The sequence below is a fragment of the Citrobacter sp. CK199 genome (genome assembly GCF_030333285.1).
GTDB lineage: Bacteria > Pseudomonadota > Gammaproteobacteria > Enterobacterales > Enterobacteriaceae > Citrobacter_B > Citrobacter_B koseri.
This window is the reverse complement of sequence record NZ_JAOWGF010000024.1, coordinates 953,163-971,417: the sequence shown is the minus strand read 5'-3', so window position 1 is coordinate 971,417 and position 18,255 is coordinate 953,163. Positions and strand designations below refer to the sequence as shown.

Genomic DNA, 18,255 nt, shown 5'->3' with positions numbered 1-18,255 from the left:
GATTTATCGCCGTCTTCGTGGCAAACTAGCCGCCGAATTTAATGCGAGCATGCCCTGGAGGAATACGTGGATAAAATTTTCGTTGATGAAGCAGTGAGTGAGCTGCATACCATTCAGGACATGTTGCGCTGGGCGGTAAGCCGGTTTAGCGCGGCGAATATCTGGTATGGTCACGGCACGGACAACCCGTGGGATGAGGCCGTACAGCTGGTGCTGCCGTCACTTTATTTGCCGCTGGATATTCCAGAAGACATGCGTACCGCGCGCCTGACGTCCAGCGAACGTCACCGCATTGTTGAACGGGTCATTCGCCGTGTCAACGAGCGTATTCCGGTGGCCTACCTGACCAATAAAGCCTGGTTCTGCGGCCATGAATTCTATGTTGATGAACGCGTATTAGTGCCGCGTTCGCCGATTGGCGAGCTGATCAATAACCGCTTCGCGGGGCTTATCAGCGAGCAGCCGCACCACATTCTGGATATGTGTACTGGCAGCGGATGTATCGCTATCGCCTGTGCTTATGCTTTCCCGGAGGCGGAAGTGGATGCCGTTGATATCTCCAGCGACGCGTTAGCCGTAACCGAACACAATATTGAAGAGCACGGTCTGCTCAACCATGTCACGCCGATTCGCTCCGATCTGTTCCGCGATCTGCCGAAAGTGCAGTATGACCTGATTGTGACGAACCCGCCGTACGTTGATGCGGAAGATATGTCCGATCTGCCGAATGAATATCGTCATGAACCTGAACTGGGCCTGGCGTCCGGCACTGACGGTTTAAAACTGACCCGCCGTATTCTGGGAAACGCGCCGGACTACTTGTCCGATGACGGTATTCTGATTTGTGAAGTCGGAAACAGCATGGTACATCTGATAGAACAATATCCCGATGTACCGTTTACCTGGCTGGAGTTCGATAACGGTGGCGACGGCGTCTTTATGCTGACGAAAGCGCAGCTCATTGCGGCTCGCGAGCATTTCAGCATCTATAAAGATTAATCAACGGTCAACAACACAACAACGATAACGGAGCCGTGATGGCAGGAAATACACTTGGACAACTCTTTCGCGTAACGACTTTTGGTGAATCACACGGGCTGGCGCTCGGTTGTATCGTTGATGGCGTTCCGCCGGGCATTCCGCTAACGGAAGCCGACCTGCAACACGATCTCGACAGACGCCGTCCGGGAACCTCGCGTTACACGACCCAGCGTCGTGAACCGGACCAGGTGAAAATTCTCTCCGGCGTCTTTGAAGGCGTGACGACGGGCACCAGCATTGGCCTGTTGATTGAAAATACCGATCAGCGTTCACAGGATTACAGCGCCATTAAGGACGTTTTCCGCCCGGGCCATGCCGACTATACCTACGAGCAGAAATACGGTCTGCGCGATTACCGTGGCGGCGGTCGTTCTTCCGCCCGTGAAACGGCGATGCGCGTCGCGGCTGGCGCGATTGCTAAAAAATATCTGGCGGAGAAACACGGCATCGTCATTCAGGGGTGTCTGACCCAGATGGGCGATATTCCGCTTGAAATCAAAGACTGGCAGCAGGTTGAACAAAACCCGTTTTTCTGTCCTGATCCAGATAAAATCGACGCGCTGGATGAACTGATGCGCGCCCTGAAGAAAGAGGGCGATTCGATTGGGGCAAAAGTGACCGTCGTGGCAAACGGCGTTCCGGCAGGGCTTGGCGAACCGGTCTTTGACCGTCTGGATGCGGACATCGCTCATGCGCTGATGAGCATCAACGCGGTAAAAGGCGTGGAGATTGGCGATGGGTTTGATGTGGTCGCGTTGCGAGGCAGCCAGAATCGCGATGAAATTACCAAAGAGGGCTTCCTGAGCAACCATGCGGGCGGTATTCTCGGCGGTATCAGCAGCGGGCAACAAATTGTTGCACATATGGCGCTGAAACCCACTTCCAGTATTACGGTGCCGGGACGTACGATTAACCGCTTCGGTGAAGAAGTCGAGATGATCACCAAAGGGCGTCACGATCCGTGCGTTGGGATCCGCGCCGTGCCGATCGCTGAGGCCATGCTGGCGATCGTGCTGATGGATCACCTTCTGCGTCAGCGCGCGCAAAATGCGGATGTAAAGACTGATATTCCACGCTGGTAATCAATGAAAAAAACGGCACTCGCGTTGCTGGCTCTTCTGGTCAGCAGCGCCAGCCTGGCGGCGACGCCCTGGCAGAAAATTACGCATCCTGTTCCCGGAAGTGCGCAATCCATCGGCGGCTTTTCGAATGGCTGCATTGTTGGGGCAGACACGCTTCCCGTGCAGTCCGAACACTATCAGGTGATGCGTACCGATCAGCGCCGCTATTTTGGTCATCCCGATCTCGTGATGTTTATTCAACGACTGAGCACTCAGGTCAGCAATCTTGGGTTTGGAACGGTGTTGATCGGCGATATGGGGATGCCTGCGGGCGGGCGGTTCAACGGCGGACATGCCAGCCACCAGACCGGGCTCGATGTTGATATTTTTCTGCAACTGCCGAAAACACGCTGGACGCAGGCGCAGCTACTGCGACCTCAGGCAATTGACCTGGTCTCCCGCGACGGCAAACATGTGGTGCCTTCGCTGTGGAAGCCGGAAATTTCCAGCCTGATCAAACTGGCGGCGGAAGATAACGACGTCACGCGTATTTTTGTTAATCCTGCCATTAAACAGCAGTTATGCCTGGATGCCGGAACCGACCGTGACTGGTTGCGTAAAGTGCGACCCTGGTTCCAACATCGTGCGCATATGCATGTACGATTACGTTGCCCTGCCGACAGCCTGGAGTGCGAAGATCAGCCTTTGCCTCCGCCTGGCGATGGATGCGGCGCAGAACTACAAAGTTGGTTTGAACCTCCTGAACCTGGAACAACAAAGCCTGAGAAGAAGACACCGCCACCGTTGCCGCCTTCCTGCCAGGCGCTACTGGATGAGCATGTACTCTAATGGACAATTTTTTAAATCTGTTTATGGTGTCCCCGCTGTTATTGATTGTTCTTTTTTTCGTGGCAATGCTGGCTGGATTTATTGATTCGCTGGCGGGGGGAGGCGGCTTATTAACGATCCCTGCATTAATGGCGGCAGGCATGTCGCCAGCACAGGCGCTGGCGACCAATAAATTGCAGGCCTGCGGCGGCTCACTCTCCGCGTCAATCTATTTCATTCGTCGCAAAGTGGTCAATCTTGCCGATCAGAAACTCAATATTCTGATGACGTTCATTGGCTCAATGAGCGGCGCGTTACTGGTGCAATATGTCCAGGCGAGCATTTTGCGGCAGATTTTACCGGTGCTGGTTATTTGTATTGGCCTTTACTTCCTGTTGATGCCGAAACTCGGCGAAGAGGATCGTCAGCGTCGGCTTTATGGCCTGCCTTTCGCGCTGGTCGCCGGGGGCTGCGTCGGATTCTACGATGGCTTCTTCGGCCCGGCTGCCGGATCGTTTTACGCGCTGGCGTTTGTGACGCTGTGCGGGTACAACTTGGCGAAATCCACCGCCCATGCCAAAGTGTTGAATGCCACCTCGAATATTGGCGGCCTGTTGCTGTTCGCTATTGGCGGTAAAGTCATTTGGGCGACAGGTTTCGTGATGCTGATTGGCCAGTTTCTGGGCGCTCGTATGGGCTCGCGACTGGTGTTAAGCAAAGGACAGAAGCTCATTCGCCCGATGATTGTCATCGTCTCTGCGGTGATGAGCGCCAAACTACTTTATGATAACCACGGACAGGAGATTCTCCACTTGCTGGGGATGAACTAATGAACAGTACGCATCATTACCAACAGCTAATTGATATTTTTAACGGCTGCTTTGCCGACGATTTTAATACCCGTCTGATTAAAGGCGATGACGAACCGGTCTATCTTCCTGCTGATGCGGACGTGCCGTACCACCGGATTGTTTTTGCGCACGGCTTTTACGCCAGCGCGCTGCATGAGATTTCGCACTGGTGTATTGCCGGAAAGGCGCGTCGCGAGTTGGTGGATTTTGGTTACTGGTATTGCCCGGATGGGCGTGATGCGCAAACCCAAAGCCAGTTTGAAGACGTGGAAGTGAAACCGCAGGCCTTTGACTGGTTGTTTTGCGTGGCGGCGGGTTATCCGTTTAACGTCAGTTGCGACAACCTGGAAGGGGACTTCGAACCGGATCGCGTGGTATTTCAGCGCCGGGTTCATGCTCAGGTGATGGAGTACCTGGAAAAAGGCATTCCTGAACGCCCGGCCCGGTTTATTAAAGCGTTACAGAATTATTATCACACGCCTGACATTACGGCGGAACAGTTCCCGTGGCCGGAAGCGCTCAACTGAGGCCGACGCCACGTTTACAATGAGGAAAGAAGATGATCGCGGAGTTTGAATCACGCATTCTGGCATTAATCGACGATATGGTAGAGCACGCAAGCGATGATGAGTTGTTTGCCAGCGGATATCTGCGTGGCCACCTGACGTTAGCAGTTGCAGAACTGGAAGGCGGTGATGACCATTCCGCAGAAGCGGTGTATGCCAACGTCACCAGCAGCCTGGAAAAAGCGATTGGCGCAGGCGAGTTGTCGCCGCGTGACCAGGCGTTAGTGAAAGAGATGTGGGATAACCTGTTCCAGAAGGCCATTAACGCGTAGGCCGGATGCGTCGCCATCCGGCATTTTCACCTTGCCGGGTGGCGTTAACGTTCATTCGGCTGATGGACTTATTTCACCGCTTTTCCCTTCAATAACTTCCGTACCCACAGACGATTCGGGTTTAACGCCGCCAGCGTGTCAGCATCCATCGGAATGGGCTCTTCGCTCATTTGCGCCGCGAGAATTTCCGCGCAGAGCGGGGCTGAACACAACCCGCGCGATCCGAGCGCTCCCAGCATAAACAAATCAGGATAAACCGGCGCGCGTTCGGCGGCGTCTTTCTGTCTGGCAAGAGCGGCGTATTGTGCGAGCGTTGCATCATAGTCCGGCACATTTCCGACCATCGGCAGATGATCGCGCGTGGCGCAGCGTACGCCACAGCGCGCCGCTTTTTCGCTGACATCAACCTCTTTTGCCCATGCGGCATTCGGGAAGCAGTCGATCAAGCGCTGGCGATTCTGCTGCTGATCGTCTTCACGATAGGCAGTTTCCTCACTGCCGCGATGGTAACTGGCGCCAATGCAGTGCTGATGAGTGGCAGGGTTTTGCGGCGTGAGGTATCCGTCGTAGCACAGCACCTGGCGTAATGCGGAAAGCGCAGGCGTCGTCGGGATATGGCTCACCTGACCGGCCACCGAATAGACCGGTAACGGAAGCGTCTGGTCAACGTGGTTAATCTGATGCCCGTTTGCCAGCACGACCACCTCATGTTCAACTGCCTTACCCTCTGCAAATTGCAACTGCCAGCCTGTGGCCTGGCGCGAAAGGGCGGTGAGCGTGTGTGTGTAATGCCTCCGCAGCCCTTGTGTGGCCGCCAGCGCCAGCACCGCAGCGGTTAATTGTGCGGGGCACAGCCAGCCGCCAGCCGGATACGTTATTCCGCGACAGTGTGTCGCCACGCCTGTTTCCTGCTGCGCCTGGTCTGGATCTACAGCCACTGCGAGGGCATCGGGCAACGCCAGCGACAGCATCTGATCGATTTTGTGCTGGCTCTTTTCGTCCCAGCCCAGTTGCGTGACGCCGCACCAGTCATGGTCGAAAGTCACCGGCAACGCGTCATACAGACGCCGCGCGAACGTAAACGCGCTCGGGAAAAAGAGGTTAATCGCCGCATCGTGTTTGCTGAGCAGGGGATAAAGCGCCCCCTGGCGATTGCCGGATGCGCCTTGCGCGGGCTGCTCATCTGAACAATAGAGCGTTACCTGCCAGCCGCGGCGCAGAAGCGCCAGCGACAGCAGCGCGCTGGCGATGCCACCGCCGATGATTGCGACGTCTCGTTTGGCGCTGCCGCTGCGGGTGAACCACGGCGTCGGGGAGGGGGACGTCAGCGCGTGTGCCATGACGCCGCAAAGCATTTCACGCTTGCGGCCAAAACCTTTGCGTTTTTGCATCGTGAACCCTGCCTCCTGCAACCCCCGGCGCACGAATCCCGCAGAGGTAAACGTCGCCAGCGTTCCGCCGGGGCGAGCCAGTCGCGCCATGGTGGAAAACAGATTCTGCGTCCACATGTCAGGGTTTTTCGCGGGGGCAAAACCATCCAGAAACCAGGCGTCCACTTTCTGGTTCAGAGATTCATCCAGTTTCCCCGTCAGTTCATTAATATCGCCGAACCAGAGATCCAGCGTCACGCGACCGTCATCAAGAATCAGACGATGGCACCCGGCCAGCGGCAGCGGCCACTGCGCGTGTAGCTGCTGTGCCCAGGGGGCAAGCTCCGGCCAGTGTTGATGGGCTAAAGCGAGGTCGGCCTGCGTCAGGGGAAATTTTTCAAAACTGATAAAATGTAATCTTTGTAGCGTAGCCTCAGGGTGAGCGTCGCGAAACTGCGAGAACGCCTGCCAGAGCGTCAGGAAGTTAAGGCCAGTGCCGAAACCGCTCTCCGCCACCACGAATAATGGGCGAGGGTGCAGCGGAAAACGCTCCTCAAGCTGATTGCCGCCGAGAAAAACATAACGCGTCTCTTCCAGCCCATTATCATTGGAAAAGTAGACGTCATCGAAATCTCGGGAAACAGGTGTACCCTCAGCGTTGAATTCAAGGTTGGCAGGTTGTATAGCGTATTGTTTCACGTAAGTTACTCGTCTGACAGGCAGTGTCACGATCTTAGCGATGTGCGCCCGGAGGCGCAAATTTCCATATTAATTGGCTGATCGGACTTGTTCGGCGTACAAGTGTACGCTATTGTGCGAGTCGAATCTTAAAATAGTGCGACTTACAGAGGTATTGAATGAAACGTGCAGTGATTACTGGCCTGGGCATCGTTTCCAGCATCGGTAATAACCAGCAGGAAGTCCTGGCATCTCTGCGTGAAGGACGTTCAGGGATCACTTTCTCTCAGGAGCTGAAGGACTCCGGCATGCGTAGCCATGTTTGGGGTAACGTCAAACTGGATACCACTGGCCTCATTGACCGCAAAGTAGTGCGCTTTATGAGCGACGCATCCATCTATGCTTACCTTTCTATGGAGCAGGCGATTGCTGATGCGGGTCTCTCTGTAGAAACTTACCAGAATAACCCGCGCGTTGGCCTGATTGCAGGTTCCGGCGGCGGCTCCCCGAAATTCCAGGTCTTTGGCGCAGATGCCATGCGTAGCCCGCGTGGTCTGAAAGCCGTTGGCCCGTATGTAGTGACCAAAGCGATGGCCTCCGGCGTTTCTGCCTGCCTCGCTACGCCGTTTAAAATCCACGGCGTGAACTACTCCATCAGCTCTGCTTGCGCGACCTCTGCGCACTGCATCGGCAACGCGGTTGAACAGATTCAACTGGGCAAACAGGACATCGTCTTTGCCGGCGGCGGCGAAGAGCTGTGCTGGGAAATGGCGTGTGAATTCGACGCGATGGGCGCACTGTCCACCAAATACAACGACGATCCGTCTAAAGCTTCCCGTACCTATGATGCGAACCGTGATGGTTTCGTTATCGCGGGCGGCGGCGGTATGGTTGTGGTTGAAGAACTGGAACACGCTCTGGCGCGCGGCGCGCACATCTATGCGGAAATCGTCGGTTACGGCGCAACGTCCGATGGCGCTGACATGGTTGCACCGTCAGGCGAAGGCGCAGTGCGCTGCATGCAGATGGCGATGCACGGCGTTGACACTCCGATTGACTACCTGAACTCCCACGGTACTTCTACGCCGGTAGGCGACGTGAAAGAGCTGGGTGCAATTCGTGAAGTCTTTGGCGATAAGAGCCCGGCTATCTCCGCGACCAAAGCGATGACCGGTCACTCTCTGGGTGCGGCTGGCGTGCAGGAAGCTATCTATTCGCTGCTGATGCTGGAACACGGCTTTATCGCGCCGAGCATCAACATTGAAGAGATGGACGAGCAAGCGGCAGGTTTGAACATCGTCACCGAAGCCACCGATCGCGAGCTGACGACCGTCATGTCCAACAGCTTCGGCTTTGGCGGCACCAACGCGACGCTGGTTATGCGTAAGCTGAAAGCGTAAATCTGAAGACGTTGGGCGGATAAGGCGTTTACGCCGCTATCCGACATCAACGTTTGCCTGATGGCGCTTCGCTTATCAGGCCTACAGGGGAGCCGATGATGGCTCCCTTTTTTATTGCTTGTTTTCGTATTCCTGCGCGATTTTTGCAGACCACGCCCTGGCGCGGGCAATAGCGCCTGCATCGTAGATCGGGTGTTCAAACTGGTGGGTAAGATCGCGTACCCGATAAATTTTCCATTGACCATTTTCCCGGCGAGTGTACACCATTAAATGGATAAGGCGGGTATCGGAATCGCCAAGCCACACATCCACTTTTTCACCTCCCAAAAAAGCACTGGCTGTTCCTGCGTGGAATTTAGCGATCCATTCCGGCGCGTAGTCCTGCACGTACATAAAGTAGTCTGACGCCACAATTTCCTGCTCATAAAGGTTATCAATTAGCGTCAGGCGATTGATAAGTTCTTTCGCGACATAGCGTTGCATTAATGCCGACTTATCATGAGGGGTATCCTGATCCTCTGTGAATGTTTTCATCCATGAGAGATAGAATTGGTTAATATCCTGCGTACTATCGCGATGAGGTGTAGCGCAGCCGCAAAGCAACAGGATAAGCGTAATAAGAGGAAACGCTTTCATTACTTTTTTCCCTGAAAGAAAATGACAGTATGTTTTAACCGTGTTCAATTCGACAGAAATGACAAATAATGCTGTGATTTCTAAGTTGACAAGCCCGGTCTCCCACAGGCAGACTTCACGCTCAACATTATCCCCATGATAATGCGTAAGCGTTTAACGTTATCCAACGCACCTTAATCCTGATGGTCAGGTGGAGGGGGCGTGGCATTTCCTCGCCTTACTCTGCATTCTGGAGTAACGCATGACAGCTGTATCCCAAAAAGAAAAAACACCTTCTGCGAATTTTTCGCTTTTTCGTATCGCTTTTGCGGTTTTTCTGACCTATATGACGGTCGGTTTACCGTTACCTGTAATCCCTCTTTTTGTTCATCATGAGCTGGGCTATGGCAACACGATGGTCGGCATCGCGGTGGGCATTCAATTCCTTGCAACGGTATTGACCCGTGGTTACGCCGGGCGACTGGCCGATCAATATGGCGCTAAACGTTCCGCGCTACAGGGGATGTTGGCCTGCGCGCTGGCGGGGGGCGCGTGGCTGTTGGCGGCGTTGTTACCTGTTTCTGTACCTGTAAAATTCGCGTTGCTGATCGTCGGGCGACTGATCCTGGGTTTTGGCGAAAGCCAGCTACTGACCGGAACCCTGACCTGGGGGATGGGGCTGGTAGGGCCTTCGCGCTCCGGTAAAGTGATGTCGTGGAATGGCATGGCGATTTACGGCGCGCTGGCTGCCGGTGCGCCGCTTGGTTTACTGATTCACAGCCATTACGGTTTTGCGGCGCTGGCAGGAACGACAATGGCGCTGCCGCTGCTGGCCTGGGCATTTAATGGCACCGTGCGTAAAGTACCTGCGCACGCGGGCGAACGTCCGTCGCTGTGGAGCGTCGTCGGCCTCATCTGGAAGCCGGGCCTGGGGCTGGCGCTACAGGGGGTTGGTTTCGCCGTTATCGGCACCTTTATTTCACTCTATTTCGCCAGTAAAGGCTGGGCGATGGCCGGTTTTACGTTGACCGCGTTTGGCGGCGCTTTCGTGCTGATGCGCGTGCTGTTTGGCTGGATGCCGGATCGCTTTGGCGGTGTGAAGGTGGCGGTTGCGTCCCTGTTGGTCGAAACGGCAGGGCTGGTGCTGCTTTGGCTGGCGCCTGTGGCCTGGATTGCGCTATTGGGCGCGGCGTTAACCGGGGCAGGGTGCTCGCTCATCTTCCCGGCGCTGGGTGTTGAAGTGGTGAAGCGCGTACCTTCTCAGGTACGCGGTACGGCACTTGGCGGCTATGCCGCGTTTCAGGACATCTCCTACGGCATTACCGGCCCTCTGGCCGGGCTGTTAGCCACCTCGTGCGGCTACTCTTCCGTGTTTCTCGCCGGGGCGATTTCTGCCGTCGTGGGGATTGTGGTAACGCTGCTGTCGTTTCGCCGGGGTTAAGACACCAGCCAGAACAGAATGAAGGCAACCGCCAGTGCGATAAAGATCAGCCCCGGTCGCGCCGTTACGGATTTGATGGTTTCAATCATCGGGGCGAACGGGCTGTATATCGGCTGAATGTGATGCGGCTCGGTTAACTCTCTTTCGCGCGCAACGCGGCGCAGAAAGACCTGGTTCAGCAGATCCTGAACCTGAGCGGTTGTCAGAATCGTATGCGGCAACGCCTGATATGTCTGCTGGGCGTAATCTCTTAACGCCGTGAATTCATTCGGCTCCAGCGGCAGTTTTAGCGCCGCCTGTAGCGTCTGTAGGGTGGGCGCGCTCTGGTTGCTGAGGGTCTGGCGCGCTTGCAGCCAGGTGACCAGGTGCGTGAACTGTTTTGCAGGGATCAGCTCGCCGCTTTTCACACCGGAAAGTTCCAACATGGACTGCCAGATAAGTTTGCCCGATTCGCCCGTCGCGGCGGCCAGCTTCGTCACCAGTTGGTTGAGCGTATTATGCTCGGCAGGCAATAACGGTCTGTCGGTTGGCGGACGTTGTTGAGGCTGAGGAATGGAAAGTTGCCCCTGTTGCAGTAGCGTCAGCACATTCTTTAACTGCTCGGGCGTTAACTGGCTGAGCGCCGTCTGACCGTACTGTTGGCGAATAAAATCGCTGACGGCCTGACGGTTGTTCCCCTGGCTCAATAATTCCGTCAACTGCGAGAGCACCTGACGATTCGCGTGGTTCTGCTGAGCGACGCTCAGGCGTTGCGTGAGATTTTGTTCTGCGGCGGGGAAGTGGCGCGACAGCAACGGCGTGTCGCTTTTTACGCCCAGATCGTGTTTCATTCCGGCCCAGACTTCCGCGCTTTGCTGTTGCGTCAGTGAAATCAGACGCGTAATCAGGCGTTCCAGCACCGTGCGCTGCTGGGTGGATAGCGGCTGTTCTCCGGCAACGGAAGGCGCAGTCTGACCTTCACCGGGAGGGCGTGCGGGAGTACCGGAAATGGGTTGCATCATCACTTATCCTTAAACCATAAATCTTAGCAAAGTATGCCTGGCGGCCAGATTATGGCACACTTGCCCGGTTAACTCTCGTTCTCAAACAGGTACGCAGACGTGAAAATCCTCGTTGATGAAAATATGCCTTATGCCCGCGAATTATTTAGCCGTCTGGGCGAGGTCAAAGCGGTTCCCGGTCGCCCCATTCCCGTTGCAGAACTTGATGATGCGGATGCGTTAATGGTGCGTTCAGTCACCAAAGTGAATGAAGCGCTGCTTGGGGGGAAATCCATCAAATTTGTCGGCACCGCAACCGCCGGTACCGATCATGTGGATGAGGCGTGGCTTAAGCAGGCTGGCGTGGGGTTTTCAGCGGCGCCTGGCTGCAATGCTATCGCTGTTGTTGAATATGTCTTTTCCGCTTTACTGATGCTGGCGGAGCGTGACGGTTTTGCTTTAAGCGACCGCACCGTGGGGATTGTCGGCGTAGGTAATGTTGGCGCTCGCTTGCAGGCGAGGCTGGAAGCGTTGGGCATTCGTACTTTGCTGTGCGATCCGCCGCGTGCGGACCGGGGCGATGAAGGTGATTTCCGCTCGCTGGATGAACTGGTCCAGGAAGCGGATATTCTGACGTTCCACACGCCGTTGTATAAAGAGGGGCCTTACAAGACGCTGCACCTGGCGGATGAGGCGCTGATCGGGCGGCTGAAGCCGGGGACGATTCTGATTAACGCCTGTCGCGGCCCGGTGGTGGATAACACCGCGCTGCTGGCGCGCCTGAATGCCGGGCAGTCGCTGAGCGTGGTGCTTGATGTCTGGGAAGGGGAGCCCGATCTTAACGTGGCGCTGCTGGAAAAAATTGATATCGGCACATCGCACATTGCCGGTTATACCCTGGAAGGGAAGGCGCGCGGCACCACGCAGGTCTTTGAAGCCTATAGTACGTTTATCGGACGGGCGCAAAAAGTGGCGCTGGATACGCTGCTACCCGCGCCGGAGTTTGGGCGTATTACGCTGCATGGCCCGCTGGATCAGCCGACGCTGAAAAGGCTGGTGCATTTGGTGTATGATGTGCGCCGCGATGATGCGCCACTGCGTAAAGTCGCCGGAATTCCGGGCGAGTTTGATAAGCTGCGTAAGAATTACCTTGAGCGCCGTGAATGGTCTTCCTTGTACGTGATGTGCGACGATGCCAGTGCCGCCACGCTGCTGCATAAGCTCGGTTTCAACGCCGTTCATCATCCGGCCCATTAACATTCTTTTTGTCGCTCCCTGCATAGCGCGGGGAGCTTTGCTATTTCTGGAGTAAACCACCATGTCTGAAGGCTGGAACATTGCCATCCTGGGCGCAACAGGCGCCGTAGGCGAAGCCCTGCTCGAAACGCTGGCTGAACGTCAGTTCCCGGTCGGTGAGATTTATGCGCTGGCGCGTAATGAAAGTGCGGGCGAACATCTGCGCTATAGCGGCAAGTCGGTCATTGTGCAGGATGTCGCTGATTTTGACTGGACGCAGGCGCAACTGGCGTTTTTTGTCGCTGGCGCTGAAGCCTCTGCCGCATGGGTTGAGGAAGCCACCAATGCGGGCTGTCTGGTGATCGACAGCAGCGGCCTGTTTGCCCTGGAACCGGATGTGCCATTAGTGGTGCCGGAAGTGAACCCGTCTGTGCTGGCCGATTACCGCAACCGCAATGTGATCGCCGTAGCCAACAGCCTGACCAGCCAGTTGCTGGCCTCGCTGAAGCCGCTGATTGATGAAGGCGGTCTGTCGCGCATTAGCGTCACCAGCCTGCTTTCTGCCTCGGCACACGGGAAAAAAGCGGTGGATGCGCTGGCCGGTCAGAGCGCGAAACTGCTCAACGGTATCCCTATCGACGAAGATGATTTCTTTGGTCGCCAACTGGCGTTTAACATGCTGCCGCTCCTGCCGGACAGTGAAGGCAGCGTGCGCGAAGAGCGCCGTATCGTTGACGAAGTGCGTAAGATTTTGCAAGACGACGGGCTGATGATTTCCGCCAGTTGCATTCAGTCGCCGGTATTTTATGGTCATGCGCAAATGGTCAGTTTTGAAGCGCTGCGCCCGCTGGCAGCGGAAGAGGCGCGCGATGCCTTTTCTCGCGGCGAAGATATTGTGCTGTCTGAAGAGACTGACTTCCCGACTCAGGTGGGCGATGCGTCTGGCAATCCGCAGCTTTCTGTCGGTTGTGTGCGTAACGATTATGGCATGCCGGAGCAGGTTCAGTTCTGGTCGGTGGCCGATAACGTTCGCTTTGGCGGCGCGCTGATGGCGGTTAAAACCGCGGAAAAACTGGTACAGGAGTACCTGTACTGATGTCAGCAGTGGAACAACCGCCAGTTTATAAAATTGCGCTGGGCATTGAGTACGACGGCAGCAAATATTATGGTTGGCAACGCCAGAACGAAGTGCGCAGCGTTCAGGAAAAGCTGGAAAAAGCGCTTTCTCAGGTTGCCAACGAACCTGTTAACGTGTTTTGCGCCGGGCGGACAGACGCTGGCGTACACGGAACGGGGCAGGTGGTGCATTTTGAAACCACCGCGTTGCGTAAAGACGCGGCGTGGACGCTGGGTGTAAATGCGAATTTACCTGGTGACATCGCGGTTCGTTGGGTTAAAGCTGTACCTGAGGATTTTCACGCCCGGTTTAGCGCAACGGCTCGCCGTTATCGCTACATCATCTACAATCATCGGTTGCGCCCGGCGATTTTAGGTCATGGGGTTACGCACTTTTATGAGCCGCTGGACGCAGAACGTATGCACCGGGCGGCGCAGTGTCTGATTGGTGAAAATGATTTTACCTCGTTTCGCGCGGTACAGTGCCAGTCGCGTACGCCGTGGCGAAACGTGATGCACATTAACGTGACGCGTCACGGTGCGTATGTGGTGGTCGATATCAAAGCCAATGCCTTTGTACATCATATGGTCAGGAATATTGTCGGTAGCCTGATGGAAGTAGGCGCCCACAACCAGCCGGAGAGCTGGATAGCAGAGTTGCTGGCGGCGAAGGACAGGCGGCTTTCAGCAGCAACGGCGAAAGCGGAAGGGTTGTATCTGGTTGCGGTTGATTACCCGGAACGGTTTGACCTTCCCAAAACGCCACTGGGCCCGCTGTTTCTGGCGGACTAATTTGAGTCGTATAAGGCATCAATATGGACCTGATTTATTTTCTGATTGATTTTATCCTGCACATTGACGTGCACCTGGCGGAGCTGGTCGCGGAATACGGCGTCTGGGTATATGCCATTCTGTTCCTGATCCTGTTTTGTGAAACCGGACTGGTGGTGACGCCGTTTCTGCCGGGGGATTCGTTGCTGTTTGTGGCGGGCGCGTTGGCGTCGCTGGAAACCAACGATCTCAACGTACATATTATGGTGATGTTAATGCTGATCGCCGCGATTGTCGGCGATGCGGTGAACTACACGATCGGCAGATTGTTTGGCGAACGGTTATTCAGTAACCCGAATTCAAAAATTTTCCGTCGCAGTTACCTTGATAAGACGCACCAGTTTTATGAGAAGCATGGCGGGAAAACCATTATTCTGGCCCGTTTTGTCCCGATTGTCAGAACCTTTGCGCCGTTTGTTGCGGGTATGGGACATATGTCTTATCGCCATTTTGCCGCGTATAACGTCATTGGCGCGCTTTTATGGGTGCTGCTCTTCACATATGCGGGGTATTTCTTCGGTACGATCCCTATGATTCAGGATAACCTTAAGTTACTGATCGTAGGGATTATTGTGGTGTCGATATTGCCAGGCGTGGTTGAAATCATTCGTCATAAGCGCGCTGCGTCGCGTGCCGCAAAATAGAAAGTAACTCAGCGGTTCGACCACTTTTTTATCCAAAGTTTCGGGCTGTTATGTTTTAATGTGCAACATTCATAGTCTGTTGGGGGCAAAAATGGCATTATGCGCTCCTGATAACAAAGCTGACGACTAAGGTTCAGGCAGAAAGGTCACTAATGAGCTGGATTGAACGAATTAAAAGCAACATTACTCCCACCCGCAAGGCAAGCATTCCTGAAGGGGTGTGGACCAAGTGTGATAGCTGCGGTCAGGTTTTATACCGTGCTGAGCTGGAACGTAATCTTGAGGTCTGTCCGAAGTGTGACCATCATATGCGCATGTCGGCGCGCAATCGCCTGCATAGCCTGTTAGATGAAGGAAGCCTTGTGGAACTGGGCAGCGAACTTGAGCCGAAAGATGTGCTGAAGTTCCGTGACTCCAAGAAGTATAAAGATCGTCTGGCTTCCGCGCAGAAGGAAACCGGCGAGAAAGACGCGCTGGTGGTGATGAAAGGTACGCTCCACGACATGCCGGTTGTCGCGGCGGCGTTTGAGTTCTCCTTTATGGGCGGTTCTATGGGGTCTGTGGTCGGCGCGCGTTTTGTCCGTGCCGTTGAGCAGGCGCTGGAAGATAACTGCCCGCTGATCTGCTTCTCCGCTTCCGGCGGCGCGCGTATGCAGGAAGCGCTGATGTCGCTGATGCAGATGGCGAAAACCTCCGCTGCGCTGGCGAAAATGCAGGAGCGTGGTCTGCCGTATATCTCCGTGTTGACCGATCCGACAATGGGCGGCGTTTCCGCAAGTTTTGCGATGCTCGGCGATCTCAATATTGCAGAACCGAAAGCGTTAATCGGTTTTGCGGGCCCGCGTGTTATTGAACAAACCGTACGTGAGAAACTGCCGCCGGGATTCCAGCGCAGTGAGTTTCTGATTGAAAAAGGCGCTATCGATATGATCGTCCGCCGCCCGGAAATGCGCCTGAAACTGGCAAGCGTTCTGGCGAAGCTGATGAATCTTCCGGCGCCGAACCCGGATGCGCCGCGCGAAGGCGAGGTGGTGCCGCCGGTACCCGATCAGGAACCCGAGGCCTGATAATTTACTCTATGGATTTCGAGTTGCAGGAAGGCGGCAAGAGAGCGAATCCCGATGAGCTTGCACAGGCAAGTGATTCGGGTGAGCGAGAGCAGCCAACACACCTGCAGCTTGAAAGACGACGAGTACAAAAGGGCAGGGCCAGCTGGCGCTGCCTTTTGCTTTTCTCAACGTAATAAATTTACAGGCATCATGGACAATAAACGCATTCCCCAAGCCGCGTCGCCCCTGGCAGCGTGGCTTTCTTATCTGGAAAACCTGCACAGTAAAACTATCGATTTGGGTCTGGAACGCGTAAGCCGGGTTGCGGCGCGTCTGGGCGTGCTGAAACCCGCGCCGTTTGTCTTTACGGTGGCGGGTACTAACGGTAAAGGAACAACCTGCCGCACGCTGGAGTCTGTGCTGACGGCGGCGGGCTATAAAGTGGGCGTCTACAGTTCTCCGCATCTTGTGCGCTATACCGAGCGCGTTCGCGTGCAGGGAAACGAGTTGCCGGAGTCTGCTCATACCGCCTCGTTCGCCGAGATTGAGGCCGCGCGCGAAGACATTTCTCTGACCTACTTTGAATATGGCACGCTGTCGGCGCTGTGGCTGTTTAAGCAGGCTCAGCTTGACGTGGTGATTCTGGAAGTCGGGCTGGGCGGACGTCTGGACGCGACCAATATTGTTGATGCGGATGTTGCGGTAGTGACCAGCATTGCGCTGGATCATACCGACTGGCTGGGGCCGGACCGCGAAAGTATCGGGCGTGAGAAGGCGGGGATCTTCCGGGCGGAAAAACCGGCTATCGTCGGCGAACCGGAAATGCCGTATACCATCGCCGATGTGGCGCAGGAAACCGGGGCGCAGTTACAGCGTCGCGGCGTGGACTGGCATTATGATGTGACGGGCGACGGCTGGTCGTTTACGGACGGCGAAGGTACGCTGGCGAATCTTCCGCTGCCGCAGGTGCCTCAGCCTAACGCCGCCACCGCGCTGGCGGCACTGCGCGCCAGCGGGCTGAACATCAGCGAGCAGGCGATTCGTGACGGTATTGCCCGGGCGATTTTGCCCGGTCGTTTCCAGATAGTGAGCGAATCGCCACGGGTGATTCTGGATGTCGCACATAATCCCCATGCTGCGGAATATCTGACAGAACGCCTGAAAATGTTGCCGAAAAACGGGCGTATACTTGCCGTTATCGGTATGCTACATGATAAAGATATCGCAGGGACGTTAGCCTGGCTGAAAAGCGTGGTCGACGACTGGTATTGCGCGCCGCTGGAAGGGCCGCGCGGCGCGACGGCGGAGCAATTGCTGGAACATCTGGGCAAAGGCACTGTCTATGACAGTGTCGCGCTGGCGTGGCATGCAGCGCTGGCAGAGGCGAAACCAGAAGATACCGTGCTGGTGTGTGGATCATTTCACACGGTTGCACATGTCATGGAAGTGATGGACGCGGGGAGAAGCGGTGGCGAGTAAGTTTCAGAATCGTTTAGTTGGCACAATCGTGCTGGTCGCTCTCGGGGTGATTGTGCTTCCCGGGTTGCTCGACGGGCAGAAAAAACATTATCAGGATGAGTTCGCGGCGATCCCGCTGGTGCCAAAGCCTGGCGATCGCGATGAGCCTGATATGATGCCAGCCGCAACACAGGCGTTGCCGACCCAGCCGCCTGAAGGCGCTGCTGAGGAGGTGCGTGCCGGAGATGCGGCAGCGCCGTCTCTGGACCCTTCCCGTTTTGCTGCGGAAAACAACGCCAGTTTCGATCCTGTCCCCGCACCTGTTGAGCCACCGAAGCCGAAACCGGTTGAAAAACCGAAGCCACAGCCGAAGCCGCAGCAACCGGTAGCGGCAACGCCGACACCGGCGCCTGAGCCGAAACCTGCTGCTGAAGAAAAACCCGCGCCAACGGGTAAAGCGTACGTTGTGCAGTTGGGGGCGTTGAAAAATGCCGATAAGGTCAATGAGATAGTGGGTAAACTTCGTGGCGCGGGCTTCCGGGTATATACTTCTCCGTCAACGCCGGTACAGGGTAAAATAACCCGTATCCTCGTCGGGCCTGACGCCTCAAGAGACAAGCTGAAAAATTCTCTTGGCGAGTTACAGCAGATCTCCGGTTTGAGTGGCGTGGTGATGGGTTACAGCCCGAACTAAGCCACTGCTGCCTGACGGCGACGCTGCGCGTCTTATCAGGCCTACGGTGTACTGTTTTCCAGGCCGGATAAGGTGCTTGCACCGCCATCCGGCAATGCCCGAAGAGGCAAAAAGTTTGATGGCG

General features: G+C 55.7%; 18 protein-coding genes. 15 read left to right on the top strand and 3 right to left on the bottom strand.

Annotated elements, in window-relative coordinates; translation table 11 throughout:
* Positions 1–66 precede the first annotated feature (66 nt).
* The 6 genes from prmB to OGX75_RS08610 are packed head-to-tail and all read left to right on the top strand — an operon-like array spanning position 67 to position 4,619.
* The gene (gene prmB / locus OGX75_RS08635; RefSeq protein ID WP_012131438.1) at positions 67–999 is read left to right on the top strand and encodes a 50S ribosomal protein L3 N(5)-glutamine methyltransferase; all 933 of its coding nucleotides are present in this window, start codon (positions 67–69) and stop codon (positions 997–999) included.
* A 38-nt stretch (positions 1,000–1,037) separates the two neighbouring features.
* Positions 1,038–2,123: a chorismate synthase gene (aroC, locus tag OGX75_RS08630; RefSeq protein WP_012131439.1), complete on the top strand. Its 1,086-nt coding sequence runs from the start codon at positions 1,038–1,040 to the stop codon at positions 2,121–2,123.
* Positions 2,124–2,126: 3 nt separating this feature from the next.
* A complete protein-coding gene (mepA, locus tag OGX75_RS08625; RefSeq protein WP_012131440.1) occupies positions 2,127–2,951 on the top strand; it encodes a penicillin-insensitive murein endopeptidase in 825 nt (274 codons plus the stop codon).
* Complete coding sequence (locus tag OGX75_RS08620; RefSeq protein ID WP_012131441.1) at positions 2,951–3,760, top strand: sulfite exporter TauE/SafE family protein; 810 nt, start codon at positions 2,951–2,953, stop codon at positions 3,758–3,760. Before mepA ends, OGX75_RS08620 begins: the two co-directional genes overlap by 1 nt.
* Positions 3,760–4,308 (top strand): elongation factor P hydroxylase, encoded by a 549-nt coding sequence (locus tag OGX75_RS08615; RefSeq protein ID WP_012131442.1) that lies wholly within the window; start codon positions 3,760–3,762, stop codon positions 4,306–4,308. The genes OGX75_RS08620 and OGX75_RS08615 overlap by 1 nt, the downstream gene beginning before the upstream one ends.
* Before the next feature lie 32 nt (positions 4,309–4,340).
* Positions 4,341–4,619, top strand: a complete 279-nt coding sequence (locus OGX75_RS08610; protein WP_012131443.1) for a YfcL family protein — start codon at positions 4,341–4,343, stop codon at positions 4,617–4,619.
* 68 nt (positions 4,620–4,687) lie between these two features.
* Here OGX75_RS08610 and mnmC read toward each other — a convergent pair whose 3' ends face one another.
* Entirely contained in the window at positions 4,688–6,688 is a 2,001-nt protein-coding gene (gene mnmC, locus OGX75_RS08605) for a bifunctional tRNA (5-methylaminomethyl-2-thiouridine)(34)-methyltransferase MnmC2/FAD-dependent 5-carboxymethylaminomethyl-2-thiouridine(34) oxidoreductase MnmC1 (RefSeq protein ID WP_286451183.1), read from the bottom strand.
* A 158-nt stretch (positions 6,689–6,846) separates the two neighbouring features.
* Between mnmC and fabB the strand changes: the two genes are divergently transcribed.
* A complete protein-coding gene (gene fabB / locus OGX75_RS08600) occupies positions 6,847–8,067 on the top strand; it encodes a beta-ketoacyl-ACP synthase I (RefSeq protein WP_047462293.1) in 1,221 nt (406 codons plus the stop codon).
* 111 nt (positions 8,068–8,178) lie between these two features.
* On the opposite strand, the gene OGX75_RS08595 is transcribed toward fabB, so the two are convergent.
* Positions 8,179–8,703 carry a YqhG/Tai3 family protein gene (locus tag OGX75_RS08595; RefSeq protein ID WP_071260206.1) on the bottom strand — a complete coding sequence of 175 codons (525 nt, stop codon included), beginning with the start codon at positions 8,701–8,703 and terminating at the stop codon, positions 8,179–8,181.
* Between the two features lie 241 nt (positions 8,704–8,944).
* Between OGX75_RS08595 and OGX75_RS08590 the strand changes: the two genes are divergently transcribed.
* Positions 8,945–10,123, top strand: coding sequence for an MFS transporter (locus OGX75_RS08590; RefSeq protein WP_047462305.1), 1,179 nt, complete (start codon positions 8,945–8,947; stop codon positions 10,121–10,123).
* Here the strand turns inward: OGX75_RS08590 and flk are convergent.
* Complete coding sequence (gene flk, locus OGX75_RS08585; RefSeq protein WP_049008705.1) at positions 10,120–11,121, bottom strand: flagella biosynthesis regulator Flk; 1,002 nt, start codon at positions 11,119–11,121, stop codon at positions 10,120–10,122. The two genes, OGX75_RS08590 and flk, sit on opposite strands and share 4 nt — an antisense overlap.
* Positions 11,122–11,223: 102 nt before the next feature.
* On the opposite strand from flk, the gene pdxB reads away from it, so the two are divergent.
* From pdxB to dedD, 7 genes are all read left to right on the top strand, one after another.
* Entirely contained in the window at positions 11,224–12,360 is a 1,137-nt protein-coding gene (pdxB, locus tag OGX75_RS08580; protein ID WP_110493996.1) for a 4-phosphoerythronate dehydrogenase PdxB, read from the top strand.
* Between the two features lie 61 nt (positions 12,361–12,421).
* On the top strand, positions 12,422–13,435 hold the full coding sequence (locus OGX75_RS08575; protein ID WP_012131450.1) for an aspartate-semialdehyde dehydrogenase: 1,014 nt from the start codon (positions 12,422–12,424) through the stop codon (positions 13,433–13,435).
* Complete coding sequence (gene truA / locus OGX75_RS08570; RefSeq protein ID WP_012131451.1) at positions 13,435–14,247, top strand: tRNA pseudouridine(38-40) synthase TruA; 813 nt, start codon at positions 13,435–13,437, stop codon at positions 14,245–14,247. Before OGX75_RS08575 ends, truA begins: the two co-directional genes overlap by 1 nt.
* A 23-nt stretch (positions 14,248–14,270) precedes the next feature.
* Entirely contained in the window at positions 14,271–14,930 is a 660-nt protein-coding gene (locus OGX75_RS08565) for a DedA family protein (RefSeq protein ID WP_012131452.1), read from the top strand.
* 152 nt (positions 14,931–15,082) lie between these two features.
* The gene (gene accD, locus OGX75_RS08560) at positions 15,083–15,997 is read left to right on the top strand and encodes an acetyl-CoA carboxylase, carboxyltransferase subunit beta (protein WP_104868401.1); all 915 of its coding nucleotides are present in this window, start codon (positions 15,083–15,085) and stop codon (positions 15,995–15,997) included.
* Between the two features lie 192 nt (positions 15,998–16,189).
* A complete protein-coding gene (gene folC / locus OGX75_RS08555) occupies positions 16,190–17,458 on the top strand; it encodes a bifunctional tetrahydrofolate synthase/dihydrofolate synthase (RefSeq protein WP_012131454.1) in 1,269 nt (422 codons plus the stop codon).
* Positions 17,448–18,131, top strand: coding sequence for a cell division protein DedD (gene dedD, locus OGX75_RS08550; RefSeq protein WP_012131455.1), 684 nt, complete (start codon positions 17,448–17,450; stop codon positions 18,129–18,131). Before folC ends, dedD begins: the two co-directional genes overlap by 11 nt.
* Positions 18,132–18,255 lie beyond the last annotated feature (124 nt).